Origin of the sequence: Flavobacterium flavipallidum (genome assembly GCF_038289905.1) — a bacterium.
Classification (GTDB): Bacteria; Bacteroidota; Bacteroidia; order Flavobacteriales; family Flavobacteriaceae; genus Flavobacterium; species Flavobacterium flavipallidum.
The window spans coordinates 109,625-131,354 of record NZ_JBBYHU010000005.1; the positions used below are offsets into that span (position 1 = coordinate 109,625).

Genomic DNA, 21,730 nt, shown 5'->3' on the forward strand with positions numbered 1-21,730 from the left:
AACACTAATCAATGACAAACAATAAAAATCATGGTATATACGGCTTATTTAGCAATATTACTTTTGAATTATAATTTATATTATGTAAAATACAAAATAGCATTTAATAAAAAAACAAGAAATTTAATAACATAAATCAAATTGTAAAGTTCTACTATTGTAATGAATGATTAAAATAAATATTACAAAAAACATTTTTGTAAAACAACAACTTTAAACCAAAATGGAATTTATTTTAACTCATTTATTTATTAATTTTACGCAACTAATTTTTCGGAACAAATGAATATAATTGCAGGACAAATCGCAGAATTTTTAAAAAATCATGCTCCTTTTAATCAGCTTAGAAGTGATGAATTAGCTGAAATAGCCAGTAATATTCGTGTAGTCAATTTAGAAAAAAAACAAACATTATTTAAAACCAATGATGCATTACATGATTCATTTTATGTGGTAGCTTCCGGAGTGGTTAATATTTCTGTGATTGTTGATGCTGAGGAAAATATTATCGATAAATGTCATGAAGGAAGTATTTTTGGTTTACGTCCATTTTTTGCTAAAAACAATTATAAAGTAACCGCTAAAGCCCGTGAAGATAGTTTAGTTTATGCTATTCCAATTTCGGTTTTTAAACCATTATTAGCTAATAATGCGGAGGTTTTGAATTTTCTTTTAGAAAATTTCGCCAGTAATTTACCGGAAGACCGTTCATCTAAAGGTAATTTAGTTTCTGATAGTGGTTTTTATTCTGAAAAACAATCCGAAGCGCAATTTTTTCAGACATTAGCCTATAACACCACTCCCCTTTTAGCAACTTCTGATAATACGGCTCAGGAAGTAGCACAAATGATGGCTGAATCTTTAAAGAATAATGTGATTATTTTTGAAAAAAACGGACCAATTGGAATTGTAACTCATGCTGATTTGGCTTCAAAAATTGCAACCGGACGTTACCCAATTAATATACCGGTAAGCAATATTATGTCGTCGCCTGTCGTTACTGTTTTGGAGAATGTTTCCTTAGCCGAAGCACAGTTATTAATGTTAAAAAATAATGTCACGCATCTTTGCGTAACTATTGACGGAACAGATAAATCAACCATAAAAGGAGTTATTTCTGAACATGATTTGATTGCAGCTCAGGCTAGTAATCCTGGCGTTTTGATTAAAGAAATTAAACGTTCCTTGTCATCTAATGAGTTGAAAGAAATTCGTAAGCGTTTAACCAATTTGATTCAGTCATCGATTCAAAAAAACATTCCGTTAACGCATATTACGAATATCGCCAGCGAAATTAATTTTGCTATTTTGAAACGTGCTGTCGAATTGTCTATTTTAGATTTAGGCTCACCTCCTGCTCGTTATGCTTGGTTAAGTATTGGTAGTCAGGGACGTAAAGAACAACTGTTATTAACAGATCAGGATAGCTTTTTGGTGTTTGAAGATGTTCCGCAAAACAAATATATTGAGGTAAAAGATTACTTCTTAAAATTAGGAAAAAAGACAACTGCTACCTTAGAAAAAATCGGATATGAATTATGCCCGTACGGACACATGGGAAGCAATATGATGTGGTGTAAGTCATTGAGTGACTGGATTAAACAGTACAACAACTGGATGAATGCGACAAGAGAAAATACAGATAATTTAAGCGGTATTTTCTTTGATTATGAATTGGTAATTGGAGAGCAAAAAATTGAAACAGCCATAAACAATATCATTTATGAAAATGCAATTAACAACACATTGTTTTTTGATTTTTTAGGTAATGAAGCGTTGAGAAAAAATGCTGCTTTGAGTTTTTTCAAAAAATTTATAGTTGAAGAAGAAGGGATTCATAAAGATAAATTCGATATTAAAACTCGTGCATTGATGCCACTTATTGACGGAGCCCGACTTTTAATTTTAAGTTATGATATCAAAGGGATTAACAATACCTATACCCGATTCAAACAATTGGCTATTGCTGATCCGAAACATTCAGAAATTTATTTGAATTGTGCCGAAGCTTATTTGTTTTTGACAAGGATAAGAACTTTAGAAGGTTTAAAAAACGAAAATTCCGGGCAATATATTAACCTTGAAGAACTGTCAAAAATTGACAGAGAAAAACTTAAAAATGCGCTAATTCCTATGAAAGAATTAGAAGAATTAATTAAAGATAACTTTCAATTGACCCAATTCTCATAAACTTATGTTAGACTGGTTAAAACATATCAACAAAGAACATCCAGAATTTTGGAAAGAATATACAGCTAAATTTTCCAAAAAGTCAAAGCGCTATGTTATATTATCTACTAAAGCTACAGGAGATTCTATTGAAAAAGATGTAATAACTTTTATTAGTGCCTTTGCAGTAGAAAATGACACTATTATGATTAAAGATAGTTTTGAAACTATTTTATTGCAGTATCGCTTTTTACATGATAATCGCCTTTCAAATGAATACATTATTGAAAGCCGATTGCTAAAACTATCAGAACCTGAAGCTTTAAAATCTTTTGTAGAATATTTAGGAAACGGAATTATCGTGGGACATCAAATTGAAAAAGATGTTGCTATGATCAATGCCACTTTGGAACGAATGGATTGTGGCAAATTACGTAATGAAGCTTTAGATATTGATATCATGCATCGAAAGTTACATGAAATCACAGAAGACAAAGAATTTTCACTCGACGAGCTATCTGATTTCTATAAAATTCAAAAGATTGAAGGTGATTCAGCAACTGAAGAAGCTTATAAAATTGCCTTACTCTTTTTAAAATTAAAATTAAAATTAGGATTAAAATAAAAAAAACTGCTTCAAATTTTGAAGCAGTTTTTTTATTATCTATTTTCTTTCATTTTGAATCTCTTCAATAATTTCAGGATTTAACAAAGTAGTTGTATCTCCATAATCTGTGAAATTACCTTCTGCAATTTTTCTCAAAATACGTCGCATAATTTTACCGGAGCGAGTTTTAGGTAAACCAGAAACAAACTGAATTTTATCAATTTTAGCAATTGGACCTACGTGATCCGTGATGTATTGATTAATTTCAATGAATAAATTCTCTTTTTTTCTAACTTCACCTGTTTCTTTTAAAATAACATAACCATATAAAGCATTTCCTTTAACATCATGCGGAAATCCTACCACAGCACTTTCGGCTACTGCTGGATGCTCATTGATAGCATCTTCAATTGGTGCTGTTCCTAAATTATGGCCTGATACAATAATAACATCATCTACTCTACCTGTAATTCGGTAATAGCCTACTTCATCACGTAAAGCGCCGTCTCCTGTAAAAAATTTACCTGGATATTTAGAAAAGTAAGTGTCTTTATAACGCTGGTGATCATTCCAAATCGTCCTAGCCATACCTGGCCAAGGGAATTTAATACATAAACTACCTACTACTTGATTACCTTCGATTTCATTACGCTTTTCATCCATCAAAACAGCTTGAATTCCTGGTAAAGGAAAAGTTGCATAGGTTGGTTTAGTTGGCGTAATAAATGCTAAAGGTGAAATCATAATTCCTCCGGTTTCAGTTTGCCACCAAGTATCAACTATTGGACATCTCTTCCCTCCTACGTGATCATTATACCAGTGCCAAGCTTCTTCATTAATTGGCTCACCAACAGAACCAATTACTTTTAAACTTTTAAATGGGAATTTTTGAACATATTCTAATTTTTCTTTTGCTAAAGCCCTAATAGCTGTTGGAGCTGTATAAAATTGGCTCACGCGGTGCTTTTCGATGACTTCCCAAAAACGACTGAAATCAGGATATGAAGGTACTCCTTCAAAAATTACGGTAGTTGCACCATTCAATAAAGGACCATATAAAATATACGAATGTCCTGTGATCCATCCGATGTCGGCTGTACACCAATGGATATCATTTTCTTCGTAACTAAATACATTTTTAAAAGTATAGGCTGTAAAAACCATATAACCAGCTGTGGTATGAACCATTCCTTTTGGTTTTCCGGTTGAGCCTGAGGTATACAAAATGAACAGAGGATCTTCAGCATCCATGATTTCGGCCACACAGTTATCAGAAGCTTCATCTAATAGTGGCTGTAACCAAATATCACGTCCTTCTTTCATACTTACAGCAGTATTAGTTCTTTTTACAACCATTACTGTACTTACTGACGGACATTGTTGTAAAGCTTCATCAACAATCTCTTTTAGTTCAATAGTCTTGTTACCTCTATAACCTCCATCAGAAGTAATCACCATTTTACTTTCGCTATCATTAATTCTTGTAGACAATGCCTTAGCGGAAAAACCAGCAAAAACAACCGAATGTATAGCTCCAATTCTGGCACATGCTAAAATGGATACTGCTAATTCAGGAATCATTGGTAAATAAATACATACACGATCTCCTTTTTTTATGCCTTGTTCACGTAGTACATTAGCCATTTTACACACTCTTTGGTGTAATTCATTGTACGTTATATGTAATGCTTCTTCTTCGGGATTATTAGGTTCAAAGATGATAGCAGTTTTTTCTCCCCTTTTATTAAGATGCCTGTCAATACAGTTTTTAACAATATTTAATTTGGCTCCGGCAAACCACTGAACTTCAGCCTCTGCCATATCAAATTCTACTACTTTATCCCAAGGTTGATACCATGTGAAATTTTCCTCAGCTATTTTTCCCCAAAATTTTCTAGGTTCACGAATAGACTTATTGTAATGTTTGAAATATTGTTCTAAATTATCAACTTTATAGTAACTCATCCTTTGCTTATATTTTTTTATAAATATATTAAATATCTATGTATTCTTATTAATAAAATAAATCATAAATCAACGCAATTTAATCAAAATAATGAAATGTAATATTAATATAAATGCAAATTATTAAAAAAATAACCAAATAACAGCTTTTTTGCTCAAACCCAAAACTTTAGAAAATCGCTACTCATTCTGACTTAGTAACCTAATTCTTTCTATTTTTCAACTAAAGAATTATTGTATAAACTACACTAATAAAGAAAAAATTTTATCACAATAATATAACGGAGCTGTACTAAATTCTTGATTAAATACCTTTATAAGGTAAGAAGATATAATTCAATTGATAAAAATTTTAGTTTATATATTGTTATGCTAACCATTTTAACAAACAAAAAAGGCGAAGTAAATTAATACCTCGCCTTCCTGAATTAACTATAATTGTAACTAATTATACAATTTTTTTCATTGCTGTCATAGACTCTCTCAACCAAGCTCCAACTTCTTCAACAGGGTGGTTACGGATGATTGAGTTAACATCGATTAATTCTTTGTTATCCACACCGTTGCTTCCGTCATTGAATGGACGACCAACTAAGTTAGATGGTGCATTTTTAACATAATCAGCGATTAATGGTTTACAAGCGTGATCGAATAAGTAACATCCGTACTCAGCTGTATCAGAGATTACACGGTTCATTTCGAACAATTTCTTTCTTGCAATTGTGTTAGCAATAAGTGGAGTTTCGTGTAATGACTCGTAGTAAGCAGATTCTTCAATGATTCCCGAATCAGTCATAGCTTCGAAAGCCAATTCAACTCCGGCTTTCACCATTGCAACCATTAAAGTTCCGTTGTCATAATATTCTTGCTCAGAGATTTCAACATCTGCAGCAGGCGTTTTCTCGAAATTTGTTTCAGCAGTAGCAGCTCTCCAGGTTAATAAGTTTTTATCGTCATTAGCCCAGTCTTCCATCATTGTTTTAGAGAAGTGACCAGAGATAATGTCATCCATATGTTTTTGGAATAATGGACGCATGATGTCTTTTAATTCTTCAGCAGCATTGAAAGCAGCAATTTTAGCAGGATTAGATAAACGATCCATCATGTTAGTAATACCACCGTGTTTCAATCCTTCAGTAATAGTTTCCCAACCGTATTGGATTAATTTAGAAGCATATCCTGGCTCAACACCTTCAGCTACCATTTTGTCGAAACATAAAATAGAACCAGTTTGTAACAAACCACAAAGGATAGTTTGCTCACCCATTAAATCTGATTTTACTTCAGCTACAAAAGAAGAACGTAAAACACCAGCTCTGTGACCTCCTGTAGCAACAGCATAAGCTTTAGCTTGATCTAAACCTACTCCGTTTGGATCATTCTCAGGGTGAACAGCAATTAATGTAGGTACACCAAATCCTCTTTTGTACTCTTCACGTACTTCAGATCCTGGACATTTAGGCGCACACATAATAACTGTTAAGTCTTTACGAATTTGCATTCCTTCTTCAACAATATTAAAACCATGAGAGTAAGCTAAAGTAGCTCCTTGTTTCATTAATGGCATGATTGCAGTAACTACAGCCGTGTGTTGTTTATCCGGAGTAAGGTTACATACTAAATCAGCTGTTGGAATTAATTCTTCATAAGTTCCCACATTGAAACCATTATCAGCAGCGTTCATGAAAGAAGCTCTTTTTTGAGCAATAGCTTCTGCACGTAAAGCATAAGAAATATCTAAACCTGAATCTCTCATGTTTAAACCTTGGTTCAAACCTTGAGCACCACAACCAACGATAACTACTTTTTTACCTTTTAAGGCTTCGATTCCGTTAGCAAATTCTGATTGATCCATGAATTCGCAAACGCCTAATTGTTCTAATTGTAATCTAAGTGGTAATGAATTGAAATAATTTGCCATTTTTTAATATTTAATTTATGATTTTAATTCTTCTAATAATAAACTTGTTACTTCCATTTTTTCTTTTGAAACAGAAATTCTTCCTGAACGTACAAACTGCATGATTCCAAATGGTTTTAATTTAGCATACATTTCCTCGATTTCAGAACGTCTTCCTACTTTTGATATAACAAAAAAGTCTCTCGATACAGTAACAATTTCAGAGTGACTTTCTTTGATGATATTTTGAATTTGTCTTTCGTCAAATAGCAAATTGGAAGCAATTTTAAACAAAGCACTTTCCATATAGATAGTCTCTTCATCTACATGATAAAAAGCTTTAATAACCTCAATTTGTTTTTCAATTTGTCCAACAATATTGCGTACCCATTTTTCAGTTGTATCTACTACAATTACAAATCTCGAAACATTTTCAATTTCAGATTCAGATACATTTAAACTTAAAATATTGATATGACGTTTTAAGAATATCACAGATATTCTGTTTAATAAACCAACGTTATTTTCTGTATAAACAGATATAGTAAATGTTTTATTTTCTTCCATAATATTAACTTAATCGAATGTCAGAAACCGAAGCTCCTGTTGGAATCATTGGGAATACATTGTTTTCTTTCTCTACCATAACTTCAAGGAAGTAAGCATCTTCAGAAGCAAGCATTTCAGCAATTGCTTCATCTAATTCTTCTCTTTTCGTTACTTTACGAGCTTTGATATAATAACCTTCGGCAATTGCACAGAAGTTTGGATTAATCATTACTGTTGATGCATAACGGTAATCAAAGAATAATTCCTGCCATTGTCTTACCATTCCAAGGAATTCATTGTTCAATACCACAATTTTGACTGGAACTTTAGTTTGATGGATTGTTCCTAACTCCTGAATGTTCATTTGGAAACCACCATCACCAATAATTGCAACCACTTCGCGATCCGGTCTTCCCATTTTAGCACCAATAGCCGCCGGTAAAGCAAATCCCATGGTTCCTAAACCTCCCGAAGTTACATTACTCTTAGTTTGATTGAATTTAGCATAACGACAAGTAAACATTTGATGTTGACCTACGTCTGAAACCATAATAGCATCTCCATTTGAATGCTTGTTAATCATTTCGATAGTTTCTCCCATAGAAATCCCTTTTCCTTCTGATGGTGCTAACTCTTCATTGATAACAGCTTCTAATTCGATGTCGTATTTCTTTTTGAATTCATTATGCCATTCTTCATGTGAATTTTTTTCAATTAAAGGCAATAAAGCAGTTAATGCTTCTTTCAAATCAGCTAATACAGCGACATCTGTTTTTACGTTTTTATCAATTTCTGCAGAATCGATTTCAAAATGAATAACTTTAGCTTGTTTAGCATAAGTTGCTAAATTACCAGTAACACGGTCATCAAAACGCATTCCTAAAGCAATTAAAACATCACATTCGTTAGTTAAAATATTAGGACCGTAATTTCCATGCATTCCAACCATTCCAACATTCAACTCATGATCTGTTGGCAAAGCAGATAAACCTAAAATAGTCCATGCTGCAGGAATTCCTGATTTTTCAATTAAAGCTTTTAATTCTTCTTCTGCTTTACTCAAAATAACCCCCTGACCAAAAACAATCATTGGTTTTTTAGCCTTATTCATTAATTCAGCAGCTTCTTTAACCTTATCCATTTTCAGGACAGGCTTAGGATGGTAACTTCTGATGTCAGAACATTTTTTGTAACTAAAATCTAAAGTGTCAAATTGAGCATTTTTAGTAATATCTACCAATACCGGTCCCGGACGTCCTGAACGTGCAATATAAAATGCTTTTGCCATAATTTCAGGAATTTCATCAGCCTCAGTGATTTGATAATTCCATTTTGTTACCGGAGTTGAAATTCCGATAATATCTGTTTCCTGAAAAGCGTCAGAACCTAACAAATGTTTACCTACCTGACCTGTAATACATACCATTGGTGTAGAGTCAATTTGCGCATCAGCAATACCTGTAACCAAGTTTGTTGCTCCTGGTCCTGAAGTTGCAATAGCCACACCTACTTTCCCTGTAGCTCTGGCAAACCCCTGAGCAGCGTGTGCAGCTCCTTGTTCGTGACGCACCAATACGTGGTGTAACTGATCTTGAAATTTATATAATTCATCATAAACCGGCATAATAGCTCCACCTGGATAACCATAAACCAAATCTACGCCTTCGGCTAATAAGCATCTGATAACTGCTTCTGCTCCTGATATTTTCATTCTTTTTTTATTTATATTTTGACAATTTTTTAAAATCAAATTGTCTGTTATTTATCTGTTACGCAACCTTTAGAGGCGCTTGAAACTGATTTTGCATATTTTAATAAAACTCCTTTTGAAGCTTTTAATGGTGGTTGAACCCAATTTGCTTTTCTCTTAGCAAATTCTTCTTCAGAGATTTTTAAATCGATGGTGTTTTTAACTGCATCAATTGTAATCACATCTCCATTCTCAACTAAGGCAATCGCCCCTCCATCATAAGCCTCTGGTGTAACGTGTCCAACCACGAAGCCATGTGAACCACCGGAGAATCTACCATCTGTAATCAAAGCAACGCTATTTCCTAATCCTGCTCCAATAATAGCCGAAGTTGGTTTTAGCATTTCTGGCATCCCCGGACCACCTTTTGGTCCACAATACCTGATGACGACTACATTACCTGGCTGAACCATTCCTTTGGCAATTCCTGGAATAACTTCGAATTCACTTTCAAAAACTACTGCAGTTCCTTCAAAAAATTCTCCTTCTTTTCCACTAATTTTTGCTACACAACCTTCAGAAGCCAGATTTCCGTATAAAACCTGAATGTTTCCTGTAGGTTTTAAAGCTTTGTGAATTTCATAAATCACTTCCTGACCGTCTTGTAAATCTGGAACTGATTCTAAATTTTCGGCTAATGTTTTTCCTGTTACAGTTAAACAATCACCATGAAGATAACCTTCTTTTAGTAAATATTTCATCACAGCCGGAACACCTCCTACTGCATATAAATCTTCCATCATGTATTTACCACTTGGCTTTAAATCAGCCAAAACCGGTGTTTTATCGTTGATAGCCTGAAAATCATCTAAGGTAATTTCAACATCTACTGAATGTGCCATAGCAATTAAGTGCATCACCGCATTCGTTGAACCTCCTAAAACAGCAACTATTGTAATTGCATTTTCAAAAGCCTTACGAGTCATGATATCTCTTGGCTTAATATCTTTTTCAAGTAATACTCTAATTGCTTTTCCTGCTTCAGCACATTCCTGTTTTTTTTCGGGACTTAATGCAGGATTAGATGAACTATAAGGTAAACTCATCCCTAAAGCTTCAATTGCCGAAGCCATCGTATTAGCCGTATACATTCCGCCACAAGCACCCGCTCCTGGACAAGAATTTTGAATTACTCCTTTAAAATCTTCAGGAGTAATGGTGTTATTTAATTTTTTTCCTAAAGCTTCAAAAGCAGAAACAATATTTAAAGATTCACCTTTCCATTTTCCGGAATGAATGGTTCCACCATACACCATAATAGCAGGACGATTTACTCTACCCATTGCCATTACTGCTCCAGGCATATTTTTGTCGCATCCTGGAATTGCTATCATACTATCATACCACTGCGCTCCCATTACAGTTTCAATAGAATCTGCAATTACATCACGAGACACTAATGAAAAACGCATTCCGTCAGTTCCATTAGAAATTCCGTCACTTACACCAATAGTATTGAATATTAAACCAACTAAATCAGCATCCCAAACTCCTTGTTTTACATCTTTAGCTAGGTCGTTCAAGTGCATATTACAAGTATTACCTTCGTAACCCATACTTACAATACCTACTTGTGCTTTTTTTAAATCTTCTTCATTCAAACCAATTCCATACAACATTGCTTGCGCTGCCGGCTGAGTCTGATCCTGAGTGATCGTTTTGCTGTATTTATTCAATTCCATTTAACTAATGTTTTATATATTTAATATAAATCCAAAAAAAAACTCCCAATTTATGGGAGTTATATAATATTAATTTTCAATTATATTAATAGCTTCCCTTATGCGTTTGTTTTTACAACAACGACATTAATGACAGAAACTAATACGATTGAATTTTTCATTTTTTTATTTTGATGGAACAAAAGTATAAAAACCTTTATATTTAAAAAAATAAAAAATGAAATTTTACGAATTTCTTATCATTAATTTTAATTATCTGTCAAAATAGTATTTATACTATTGTTGACTGTCCTAAATGTACATTATCATTATTAAAATACATTAGGTCATCTTTGTTTAAAATAAAATTCGAAATAAACTCCCCTACTTCATTAGTCCCAAATTTAGAATCCGGATTTAAATCTATAGTAACAACGTTATACTCTATTGCTTTTTCAACTCCCTCACATACTTTTTTAGCTTCTTCAGTTAGACCAAAATGTTCCAACATCATAGCTACCGAAAGTATTGATGCAAATGGATTAGCAATGTTTCTTCCTTTTGCATGAGGATAAGAACCATGAACCGGTTCAAATAAGGCATTTTTTTCTCCTAATGAAGCCGAAGCTAAAACCCCTATAGATCCCGTTATTACACTTGCTTCATCCGACAAAAGATCACCAAATAAATTACTAGTTAAAACTACATCGAATTGCTTAGGATTTGAAATAATTTGTTTAGCGGCATTATCAGCTAATAAGAAATCTAAACTTACTTCGGGATAATCTGCACTTATTTTATACACTACTTTTCGCCACAAACGAGAAGTCTCCAAAACATTCGCCATATCAACTAATGTCAATTTTTTTCTTCTTTTTTGTGCTGACTGAAATGCTAAATGAGCTATTCTTGTAATTTCATCTTCAGTATACTCACATAAATCAGAAGCAATGGTTCCCGCCTCATTTAATTTTTTTTTACCAAAATAAATACCAGCTGTTAATTCTCTGAAAATCACAAAATCAACTCCTTCCACAATTTCTCTTTTCAAGGGAGAAACATCAAGCAAACCTTTAAAAGGCTTTAAAGGCCTGATATTAGCAAACAATCCTAATTCTTTTCTCAATCGCAACAATCCTTGTTCTGGTCGAATATTTGAATCTGAATTGTATTTTGGATCCCCAATGGCTCCAAATAAAACCGCATCAGTATTTAAACAAAGATTTAAAGTTTGTTCAGGAAGAGGCGATCCCGTTTTATCTATTGCAATTGCACCAATTAGTGCATCTTCAAAAATAAAATCATGTTCATATACAACTCCAATAGCAGACAAAGCTTTTTTTGCCTGTAAAATTACTTCAGGTCCAATTCCGTCACCAGACAAAACTGCTATCTTTAAGTCCATGAGATTATATTTTTAAATTAAAATCTGAAATTTAATCAATTTTAAAACCTTTATCCCGAAACTACTCTAAATTATCGTTTGATTAAATCACCTTCAATTTTAGAAGCTGCAATAATTAAATGAATATCATCATCTAAAATTTCCTTTTTTACATCAGCAAATTTCAAAAACTCAACATAAACTACATCTAACTGTGCTTTTGTTAACTCGTAACCTACTTTTTTAGCACGATATGCTAATGCAGCTCTACCACTTCTTGCTGTTAAAACGATTGATGATTCATTCACTCCTACATCAGCAGGATCGATAATTTCGTATGTTGCTCTGTTTTTAATAACTCCATCCTGATGAATTCCTGAACTATGTGCAAATGCATTTGCTCCTACAATTGCTTTATTAGGCTGTACCATCATACCCATACTCTCTGAAACCAAACGACTCATTTCGTTTAATTGTTTTGTATCAATATCGGTATACAAATTCAAATCTGGATGTTGTCTAAAAATCATTACCACTTCTTCAAGAGCAGTGTTACCAGCTCTTTCCCCAATTCCGTTAATAGTACATTCTATTTGTCTGGCACCATTAATAGCACCTGATATTGAATTAGCGGTAGCCATTCCTAAATCATTATGACAGTGACAAGAAATAGTAACATTTTCTATACCTTTTACATTTTCTTTAAGGTATTTAATTTTCGCTCCGTATTCATCAGGTAAACAATAACCAGTTGTATCGGGAATATTAAGTACAGTTGCTCCTGACTTAATAACTTCTTCACAAACTTGAGCTAAGAATGCATTATCAGTTCTTCCGGCATCCTCAGCATAAAACTCTACATCTTCTACATAGGATTTTGCATGAGCAACAGCTGCTTTAGCTCTAGCTATGATATCTTCTCTAGTTGTGTTTAATTTATGTAATATATGAGAATCAGATGTCCCGATACCTGTATGTATACGAGGTTTTTTAGCATGTTTCAATGCTTGAGCTGCTACGTCGATATCGTTTTTTACCGCTCTTGTAAGACCACAAACTGTTGCATTTTGAACAATTTTACTAATCTCAGTAACAGATAAAAAATCACCAGGACTTGAAACCGGAAAACCAGCTTCAATAATATCAACACCCATATTGTCTAAGCGTTCCGCTATAACAAGTTTTTGTTTGGTATCTAATTTACATCCCGGAACTTGTTCTCCGTCTCGCAAAGTGGTATCAAAAATTTGGACTTTATCTCTATTCATTTTAATTAATTTAATGTAATTTCACATCTTGATAACAAAAATATATTCTTTACTTTGAACTGAAAATTCATTTTCATTGAATATACTGTTTATAAGTCAAATAAAGACAATTTAAACAACTGAAAATCAATAATTTACATCTATTTATTTTACAATGGCTAACCATCAAAAAGATTTTTTATTCGTTCTTATAAAGTCCTTATCTAAATCTGAAAAACGACAATTTAAAATTTTTGCCAGTCGTTTAGAGACAAGTTCGAATACAAAATTCATTGAATTGTTTAATATTTTAGACAAATCTGATAATTATGATGAAAAACTTATTCTTAAAAGTGGAAGCATAAAAAAAGTACAATTATCAAATTTAAAATCTTATTTATACAAACAAATATTAGTTAGTATCAGACTAAATATTCCAAGTCAAAACATCCGATATCAATTAAGAGAACAAATTGATTTTGCTACAATTCTTTATAACAAAGGATTATACAAACAGAGTTTGAAAATATTGGACAAAACCAAAACACAGGCCATTGAAAACGACGAAAAATTAATGGCTTATGAAATTGTCGAATTTGAAAAACTAATCGAATCTCAATACATAACAAGAAGTATTCAAGGAAGAGCTGATGAATTAGTAGTTCAAGCTAAAGAGCTGAATTATCAAAATATTATTTCGAGTAAACTCTCTAATTTATCGCTTCAATTATATGGTATCATGCTTAAAACAGGTTATGTGAAAAGCGATGAAGAATATACTTATATTGATGATTATTTTAATAAACATACCGCAAAATTAGACGAGAATAAATTTGGTTTTCGTGAAAAATACTGGTTTTACAATGCTAATCTTTGGCGCAGTTTTTTGGTTCAGGATTTTTTAGCCAGCTATAAATTTGCCTCAAAATGGGTAACTCTTTTTTATGATAATCCCAATATGATTTTCTTAAATCCTGTTTTCTTCTTAAAAGGGAATCATTATTTACTGGAATCATTGTACATGTTAAAATACCAGACGAAGTTTAAAAAATACCTTGCATTGCTTGAAGACACTATAAGAGATTCTCGTTTTCCTATAAATGACAATATCGCCTGCCTTTCATTCCTGTATGTTTATAACAATAAATTGAATTACCATATCATGGAAGGTACATTTGCAGAAAGCGAATATTTAATTCCGGAAATTTTAAATAAACTAAAAATTCACAATGAGCATTTGGACGAACATCACGAAATGCTGTTTTTCTATAAATTTGCCAGTATTTATTTTGGAATAGGAAAATACAACGAATGTATTTTTTATTTGGAAAAAATAATAAACAATAAGAATTTGAGTATGCGCGAAGATTTAATGTGTTTTGCTCGTATTTTATGTTTAATTGCTCATTACGAATTAGGTAAAGATTACTACTTAGAAACACAATTAAAAAACACCTACAAGTTTTTAATTAAAATGAACGATTTGCATGAAGTACAAAAAGAAATCATTCGATTTTTGAAAAACTTAAATTCAATTTATCCAACCGACATTAAAAAAGAGTTTATTAAAATGAAAGAACGTTTTACTGAACTAGAGCAAAACACCTATGAAAAGAGGGCTTTCTTATATCTCGATATTATCTCTTGGTTAGAAAGTAAAATTGAAAATCGAAAAATTAGTGATATAATTAAGGAAAAAGCTAAGCTTTACAACCGATAAAACAGAAGAGAGAAACTTCCCTTCTCTCTTTTGTTATTGGTTAAATTCTTTTCGTCCCCTTATAATATCTTCAAAAGAACAGCATTTTACTAACTCTTCTACCCCATCAATCAACATAGGTAAGTGGATATATTCAACTTCTGATAAATCTTCTTTTAAATAAAATACAATATCTTCAAAACTAAAAAACCATTCTCTGTCGAATTGTACCTTATTTATAGTAGCATCTTTTATTAATAATTTCTCTTTTAAAATTCTCATAGTACTGTTTTCTATTATTTCTCAAAAATATATTGGTCATTTTGTAAAAACAAATAATCTAACACAAACAAAAAAAAATCATTAAAAACACCTGTATATTTACAGGATCCATTTAATAATAAATAACATTAATTATAACAAAAATTTAGCGATTAAAATTGCTGCTGTTTTATAAATTTAAATACTTTTGCAGACTTAACTAATTTAACTAATTAATAATGAAAAAATTATTTTTATTTCTTTCTGCCTCTGCTCTACTAGTTTCATGTAGTAAAGTTGGTAAAGGTGAGTACATCATCACAGGAACTGCAAAGGGAATTGAAAACGGAAAAACGATCATTCTTCAAACACAAGATCCTAGCGGAATGGGTGGTTTGATTAATATTGATACTGTAAAAGTTGAAAATGGAAAATTTGAAATTTCAGGAAAAGTTACTGAACCTTCTTTCCACGTACTTCAATTAGAAGCGGCTAATCAGCCTATTCCATTTATCCTTGAGTCAGGAGAAATCAATATTGAAATTAATAAAGATAGTATTCAAAATACTAAAATTTCAGGTACTTACAACAATGATGAGTATGTGAAATTTAACGAAGAAATGAAAGTGGTTCAAAAGAAATTAATCGATTTCCAAAAAGCGAATACACTTAAAATGAACCAAGCTCAACAGGCTAAAGATACTGCAACAATTAATAGCTTAATGGGTGAGTTCCAAAAATTGCAACAAGAAGTTGGTGAAAAATCTAAAGCGAAATACATCACTTATTCTGAAACACATCCTAAATCACTTATTAGTGCTTTAATTCTTCAAAGTATGTTAGGAGATCCAACTGCTGATATCAAAAAAGCAGAAAAAATCTACGATGGTTTTGAAGAAGAATTAAAAAACACTAAACCAGGTAAAGCAATCAAAGAAAGATTGACTGCAATTAAATCTTCTGTTCCTGGAGCTGCTGCAATGCCAGCTGCACCAGCTACTAAATGAAGAGCTCCTAATTTTTCAGCACCAAACACTGAAGGAAAAGTAACTTCTCTGAAAGAAAGCTTAGGAAAAGTAACTATTATTGATTTTTGGGCTTCTTGGTGTGGACCTTGTAGAAAAGAAAATCCTAATGTGGTTGCGATTTACAAAGAGTTTCATTCAAAAGGTCTTAATATAATAGGTGTTTCTTTAGATCAGGATGCAAACAAATGGAAAGAAGCAATTGCTAAAGATCAATTAATCTGGACGCAGGTTTCTAACTTAAAAGGTTGGGGAGATCCAATTGCGGCTCAATATAAAGTAGAAGCTATTCCAGCAACTTTTATCTTAGATGCTTCAGGAAATGTAGTAGCGAAAGATTTAAGAGGTGATGAACTAAGAGCAAAAATCAAAGAACTTTTAGGAAAATAATCGCTTTTTAAGCACATAATAAAAAAATCTCCCTTGCGGAGATTTTTTTATTATATTAAAGACCAACACTTTAAAAAAAGATTAAAAAAACTTTAAAATTAAGCACTGAAAATGTTTGCAAACGTCAAAAGTGTTGCTATATTTGCAACCGCTTACAACAAGTAAGACAAGCAAAAAGTCGGTCCGGGAAGATACTCAAGCGGCCAACGAGGACGGACTGTAAATCCGTTGGGAAACCTTCGCAGGTTCGAATCCTGCTCTTCCCACCAAAAACGCTTCAAGCAATTGGAGCGTTTTTTATTAATAAATTTAGTTCTTTAAAATATAGTTTGCATAGGTCAAAAGTGTTTCTGCCTTTGCAACCGCTTACAACAAGTAAGACAAGCAAAAAGTGGGTCCGGGAAGATACTCAAGCGGCCAACGAGGACGGACTGTAAATCCGTTGGGAAACCTTCGCAGGTTCGAATCCTGCTCTTCCCACTAAAAACGTTTCAAGAAATTGAAGCGTTTTTTTTTGCTCAATTCTTTTTAGGATTTTAACTTTAAAATTCTAATTAAACTTTTTATTAAATACATTTGTGAACCAAAGAAAATAGTTTCTAATTTATAAACGTAAATACTCCATGCAAAATATTCCCAGTGTTGATTTAGGTGACTTTCTTTCCAATGATCCTATTCGCAAAGAAAAATTCGTTAAAGAAATAGGACGTGCTTTTGAAGAGATAGGTTTTGTTGCTTTGAGAGGGCATTTTTTAAACCAGCAATTAGTAGAAGAATTATACAACGAAATCAAAGCTTTTTTCAATTTACCTTTAGAAACTAAAAAAAAATATGAGTTCCCTGAAAATGGTGGACAAAGGGGGTATGTTTCTTTTGGAAAAGAACACGCCAAAGGGCGAAAAGAAGGCGACTTGAAAGAGTTTTGGCATTTTGGTCAATATGTTTCACCTGAATCAAAATACGCAGTAGAATATCCTGAAAACATTCTGGTAGAAGAATTACCTCGTTTTAATACAATTGGAAAAGAAACTTATCAAATGCTTGAAAAAACTGGAATCTATGTTTTGAGGGCTTTGGCATTACATTTAGGTCTAGATGAATTTTACTTTGACAAATATGCCTATGAAGGAAATTCTATTTTAAGACCAATACACTACCCGCCTATTACTTCTGAACCTCAAAATGCTATCAGAGCAGCTGCTCACGGTGACATTAACCTGATTACACTTTTAATGGGCGCTCAAGGTAAAGGTTTACAGGTACAAAATCACGATGGAGCATGGATCGATGCTATTGCCGCCGACGATGAGTTGGTTATCAATGTTGGAGACATGTTATCCAGACACACCAACAATAAATTAAAATCGACAATTCATCAGGTGGTAAATCCGCCAAGAGAATTATGGGGAACTTCAAGATATTCGATTCCTTTCTTCATGCACCCTGTAAGCGATATGCCTTTAAACTGTTTAGAAAACTGCATCGATGAAAATAATCCAAAGTTGTATGAAGATATTACAGCTGGTGAATTTTTACATGAGCGATTAGTAGATTTAGGATTAATTAAAAAATAAACCGAAAAATTCCAAAATTTAAATTCCAAATTCCAATTATCAGTTTTGGATTTTTAGATTTTTAAAATTTAATCTTATTTTTTAGCATAAAAAAATTATGGACTTACAAGACCAATTAAAAAACTTATTTCCAGACCACGTACCTAGTAACGAACCGGAAACAACTGAAGATACAAAACACGAATTATTTGTTCAAAAAGAACCTATGATTTGCAAATTCGAAAAAAGAAAAGGCAAACCAACAACCATTATTGAGGGTTATGAAGGTGAAGATGAAGATTTTAAAATCCTCGCCAAAGAAATCAAAACCAAATTAAGTGTAGGAGGAAGTTTCAAAGACGGAGCAATAATTATCCAAGGTGATTATCGTGACAAAATCATGAAACTTTTGCAAGAAAAAGGATTTAAAACAAAACGTGTTGGTGGCTAATTAATTATAGAATTTAGAATTCAGATTTTAGACTTACAGAAACAGAAATATTGCAAAGCCTATAATCTCTAAGCACCCCAGAATTTCTTAAATTATAAAAATGATTGCAGCATCTGAACTCATATTAAATCCTGACGGTAGTATTTACCACTTGAATCTTAAGCCTGAAAATATTGCTCAGGATATTATTTTCGTAGGCGATCCTGATCGGGTTGAAAAAGTCACATCCTATTTTGATTCAATTGAATTTTCTACCCAAAAACGAGAATTCAAAACACAAACCGGACATTACAAAGGCAAAAGAATTACAGTGATTTCAACAGGAATTGGTCCTGACAATATTGATATTGTTTTAAACGAATTAGACGCTTTAGTTAATATTGATTTTAAAACAAGAAAAATAAAAGAACAATTAAGTTCTTTGAATATTGTTCGAATAGGAACATCAGGCTCTTTACAGGCGAATATTCCAGTTGACAGCTTCGTAATGAGTCAATACGCCATCGGTTTGGATAATATGCTTCGGTCCTATCAAATTAATTCCGTTTCCGATATAGAAATTGAAACAGCTTTCATTAAACAGACGAATTGGCAGCTGCAAAAAGGTCAACCTTATGTAGTTCACTCCAATGAAAATTTAAAACAAAAATTTGATTCAGTAGAGATACACAAAGGTTTTACCGCAACGGCTGGCGGATTTTACGGCCCTCAGGGAAGAATATTGCGTTTGGATATTCAGGATAATGAACTCAATAGCAAAATGGATCAATTTGAATATAATGGCATACAAATGACAAATCTCGAGATGGAAACCGCTGCCATTTATGGTTTAGCTGCACTTTTGGGACATAAGGCTATTTCTTTGAATGCTATTATTGCAAATCGCGCCAATGGAACTTTTAGCGATAATCCATATGATGTAGTTGAAAAATTGATTTGTTATACTTTAGAAAAGTTGAGTAATTGAATTATTTGAAGAAATGTTAAACAAAATTGAAATTCAATTTTTTAAACTAAAAATTAGCAATAAAATAGGTACTTTTGATAAAATAGTCAAAACAGTTTCGTTTTACTTTTTTGCTTCGCATGATAAATTTTAAAAGATTTAATTTTCAAGATATTAAACAAAAGCTTCAGCTCAGAAAACCTTGGGATGAAATAATTATTTTTGTTTTAAATATTTTAATTAGTATCCCGACTTTTATCATTGCGCATCAAAATTTAATCGAATTCAACTGGCCTTTCAATCTGGATCGTTTCCTTTTATTTATTTTTATTTTAATTGGAATTCAGTTATTACTTCGACTACTTAGAACAATAATTATTATTTGTATCGTTTTTTATATTTTAATTCTCTTATACGGAACGATATCCGGAAATTATGGATTTCAAAGTGTTTACGAAGATTATGATTCAATGGTTTACACCATGTCTGACAATCCATTTCCACAGGATATTATCATTTCAAAACTATTACCATTCCCAAATAAATCATTAATAATTAATGCCATTGAATATCAAAATCCTAAGGTTCGAAATTTTGCCGTTATGGCTGTCAATAAAAATTTTAAAGATCTAAAAGGCTATTCAGATTACAGAACAATCATTCAATGTTTTGCTGTTTTCAAAGAAATCAATAGCAGATGGAATTATGTTAGCGATCCTAAAGACGGAGATTATATTGCTACTGCTAGTGAATCTTTAAATTATTTATCCGGAGATTGTGATGATCATTCCATTTTAATGGCAGCCTGTGTACGTGCTATTGGAGGAACACCACGTTTAATACATACTAAAGGTCATATCTATCCCGAAATTCTTATAGGAAATAAGAACGATCTTGAAGCAGTCAATTTTTTAATTAAAAATAAACTCTTTGAAAAAGAAAGCTACGGCAAACAATTGCATTATCATATAGACGAACGCAATCAGGTTTGGTTGAATTTAGATTACACCGCTAAATACCCCGGAGGACCTTTTATGTCCGAAGAAATTTTAGGGGCTTTAACACTCAATTAAATTTGTTTCTCTTTATGCAATTCGCTCAAAATTTCAAATGAGCGCAATCTGGCGTCATGATCGTAAATAGCACCAGCAACCATTAATTCATCAATTTGAGCAAATTCAATAAAACGATTCAAATCGGCTTTAATTTTTTCTGGTCCACCAATAAAAGTATATTGAGTCATTTGTTGTAAAGCGGCTTCTTCCATTGCGTCTCTAAAATCTTCTTCAGGTTTTACAGGCGGTTTTAGTTGTTCTCTTTTACCAGTAATTATTCCCCAAAATAATCGTTTAAAAGAAGTAGCTTGTTTTTGTGCTTCGTAATCGGTATCTCCGGCAATTACATTAACACAGGTAATCACATAAGGCTTTTTTAAGTTTTCAGAAGGTTTAAAATTATTTCTGTAAATAGTAAGTGCTTTATACAATTGTGCCGGAGCAAAATGACTCGCAAATGCATAAGGTAAACCCATTGAAGCTGCTAAATAAGCACTATCTGTACTAGATCCCAAAATCCAAATAGGAATATTTAAACCTTCACCTGGAATCGCACGCACTCTTCCGTTTTTATTCCCTTCAGACAAATACAAATGTAATTCTTCCACATTGGCTGGAAATTCCATTGCGGCGTGATCATCTCTTTTTAAAGCTGCTGCAGTAAATTGATCCGTTCCCGGAGCACGTCCTAATCCTAAATCAATTCGGCCAGGAAAAAGTGTTGCAAGGGTTCCAAATTGTTCCGCTACCACCAAAGGAGCATGATTAGGAAGCATAATTCCACCCGAACCTACTCTTATAGTGGAAGTTCCTGAAGCAATATGACCAATCAATACTACCGTAGCACTACTAGCTACACCTTGCATATTATGATGTTCAGCCAGCCAAAAACGTTCATAACCCCATTTTTCAGCATTTTGTGCCAAATCCATACTGTTCTTAAAAGTATCGGATGGATTTCCTCCGTCTCTTACGATTGCTAAATCCAAAACGGATATTTTAACTTGTGAAAGTGATTTTGAAGCCATGAACTAAAATATAAATTAGGAATGACAAAAATAAACATTGTTTCAGTCTTTCATTCGCAAGGAAATACTAATGCTAAGTTAAATTTGAAT

At 32.6% G+C, this 21,730-nt stretch carries 17 protein-coding genes, 2 tRNA genes and 1 pseudogene; 11 read left to right on the forward strand and 9 right to left on the reverse strand.

Features of this window, described 5'->3' with window-relative positions:
* The first annotated feature begins 282 nt into the window (after positions 1-282).
* Positions 283-2,190, forward strand: a complete 1,908-nt coding sequence (locus tag AAEO59_RS04360; RefSeq protein ID WP_341699521.1) for a DUF294 nucleotidyltransferase-like domain-containing protein — start codon at positions 283-285, stop codon at positions 2,188-2,190.
* Between the two features lie 4 nt (positions 2,191-2,194).
* Complete coding sequence (locus AAEO59_RS04365; RefSeq protein WP_341699522.1) at positions 2,195-2,794, forward strand: 3'-5' exonuclease; 600 nt, start codon at positions 2,195-2,197, stop codon at positions 2,792-2,794.
* Positions 2,795-2,833: 39 nt separating this feature from the next.
* On the opposite strand, the gene acs is transcribed toward AAEO59_RS04365, so the two are convergent.
* From acs to AAEO59_RS04400, 7 genes are all read right to left on the reverse strand, one after another.
* Positions 2,834-4,741 carry an acetate--CoA ligase gene (gene acs, locus AAEO59_RS04370; RefSeq protein ID WP_341699523.1) on the reverse strand — a complete coding sequence of 636 codons (1,908 nt, stop codon included), beginning with the start codon at positions 4,739-4,741 and terminating at the stop codon, positions 2,834-2,836.
* 448 nt (positions 4,742-5,189) lie between these two features.
* Positions 5,190-6,662, reverse strand: coding sequence for a ketol-acid reductoisomerase (gene ilvC / locus AAEO59_RS04375; RefSeq protein ID WP_341699524.1), 1,473 nt, complete (start codon positions 6,660-6,662; stop codon positions 5,190-5,192).
* Between the two features lie 15 nt (positions 6,663-6,677).
* Positions 6,678-7,208, reverse strand: coding sequence for an acetolactate synthase small subunit (gene ilvN, locus AAEO59_RS04380; protein WP_341699525.1), 531 nt, complete (start codon positions 7,206-7,208; stop codon positions 6,678-6,680).
* A 4-nt stretch (positions 7,209-7,212) separates the two neighbouring features.
* On the reverse strand, positions 7,213-8,901 hold the full coding sequence (gene ilvB / locus AAEO59_RS04385) for a biosynthetic-type acetolactate synthase large subunit (protein ID WP_341699526.1): 1,689 nt from the start codon (positions 8,899-8,901) through the stop codon (positions 7,213-7,215).
* Positions 8,902-8,948: 47 nt separating this feature from the next.
* On the reverse strand, positions 8,949-10,622 hold the full coding sequence (gene ilvD, locus AAEO59_RS04390) for a dihydroxy-acid dehydratase (protein WP_341699527.1): 1,674 nt from the start codon (positions 10,620-10,622) through the stop codon (positions 8,949-8,951).
* Positions 10,623-10,893: 271 nt separating this feature from the next.
* Positions 10,894-12,006, reverse strand: coding sequence for a 3-isopropylmalate dehydrogenase (gene leuB, locus AAEO59_RS04395; protein ID WP_341699528.1), 1,113 nt, complete (start codon positions 12,004-12,006; stop codon positions 10,894-10,896).
* Between the two features lie 71 nt (positions 12,007-12,077).
* Entirely contained in the window at positions 12,078-13,253 is a 1,176-nt protein-coding gene (locus AAEO59_RS04400) for a 2-isopropylmalate synthase (protein WP_341699529.1), read from the reverse strand.
* Positions 13,254-13,407: 154 nt separating this feature from the next.
* On the opposite strand from AAEO59_RS04400, the gene AAEO59_RS04405 reads away from it, so the two are divergent.
* Positions 13,408-14,952, forward strand: a complete 1,545-nt coding sequence (locus tag AAEO59_RS04405; protein WP_341699530.1) for a hypothetical protein — start codon at positions 13,408-13,410, stop codon at positions 14,950-14,952.
* 33 nt (positions 14,953-14,985) lie between these two features.
* On the opposite strand, the gene AAEO59_RS04410 is transcribed toward AAEO59_RS04405, so the two are convergent.
* A complete protein-coding gene (locus AAEO59_RS04410) occupies positions 14,986-15,213 on the reverse strand; it encodes a hypothetical protein (RefSeq protein ID WP_341699531.1) in 228 nt (75 codons plus the stop codon).
* A 218-nt stretch (positions 15,214-15,431) separates the two neighbouring features.
* On the opposite strand from AAEO59_RS04410, the gene AAEO59_RS04415 reads away from it, so the two are divergent.
* The 8 genes and pseudogenes from AAEO59_RS04415 (at position 15,432) to AAEO59_RS04450 (ending at position 20,630) form a co-directional block, all read left to right on the forward strand.
* Positions 15,432-16,199 carry a DUF4369 domain-containing protein gene (locus tag AAEO59_RS04415; RefSeq protein ID WP_341699532.1) on the forward strand — a complete coding sequence of 256 codons (768 nt, stop codon included), beginning with the start codon at positions 15,432-15,434 and terminating at the stop codon, positions 16,197-16,199.
* 12 nt (positions 16,200-16,211) lie between these two features.
* Positions 16,212-16,607, forward strand: a pseudogene (locus AAEO59_RS04420) (TlpA family protein disulfide reductase); the annotation flags it as partial.
* A 185-nt stretch (positions 16,608-16,792) separates the two neighbouring features.
* A tRNA-Tyr gene (locus tag AAEO59_RS04425) sits at positions 16,793-16,876 on the forward strand.
* 130 nt (positions 16,877-17,006) lie between these two features.
* A tRNA-Tyr gene (locus tag AAEO59_RS04430) sits at positions 17,007-17,087 on the forward strand.
* A 143-nt stretch (positions 17,088-17,230) separates the two neighbouring features.
* The gene (locus AAEO59_RS04435; RefSeq protein WP_341699533.1) at positions 17,231-18,181 is read left to right on the forward strand and encodes an isopenicillin N synthase family dioxygenase; all 951 of its coding nucleotides are present in this window, start codon (positions 17,231-17,233) and stop codon (positions 18,179-18,181) included.
* 97 nt (positions 18,182-18,278) lie between these two features.
* The gene (locus tag AAEO59_RS04440) at positions 18,279-18,611 is read left to right on the forward strand and encodes a translation initiation factor (protein ID WP_341699534.1); all 333 of its coding nucleotides are present in this window, start codon (positions 18,279-18,281) and stop codon (positions 18,609-18,611) included.
* 100 nt (positions 18,612-18,711) lie between these two features.
* A complete protein-coding gene (locus AAEO59_RS04445) occupies positions 18,712-19,578 on the forward strand; it encodes a nucleoside phosphorylase (RefSeq protein WP_341699535.1) in 867 nt (288 codons plus the stop codon).
* A 119-nt stretch (positions 19,579-19,697) separates the two neighbouring features.
* Positions 19,698-20,630, forward strand: a complete 933-nt coding sequence (locus AAEO59_RS04450; protein ID WP_341699536.1) for a transglutaminase — start codon at positions 19,698-19,700, stop codon at positions 20,628-20,630.
* Here AAEO59_RS04450 and AAEO59_RS04455 read toward each other — a convergent pair.
* Entirely contained in the window at positions 20,627-21,640 is a 1,014-nt protein-coding gene (locus tag AAEO59_RS04455) for an LLM class flavin-dependent oxidoreductase (protein ID WP_341699537.1), read from the reverse strand. The two genes, AAEO59_RS04450 and AAEO59_RS04455, sit on opposite strands and share 4 nt — an antisense overlap.
* Between the last annotated feature and the right edge of the window lie 90 nt (positions 21,641-21,730).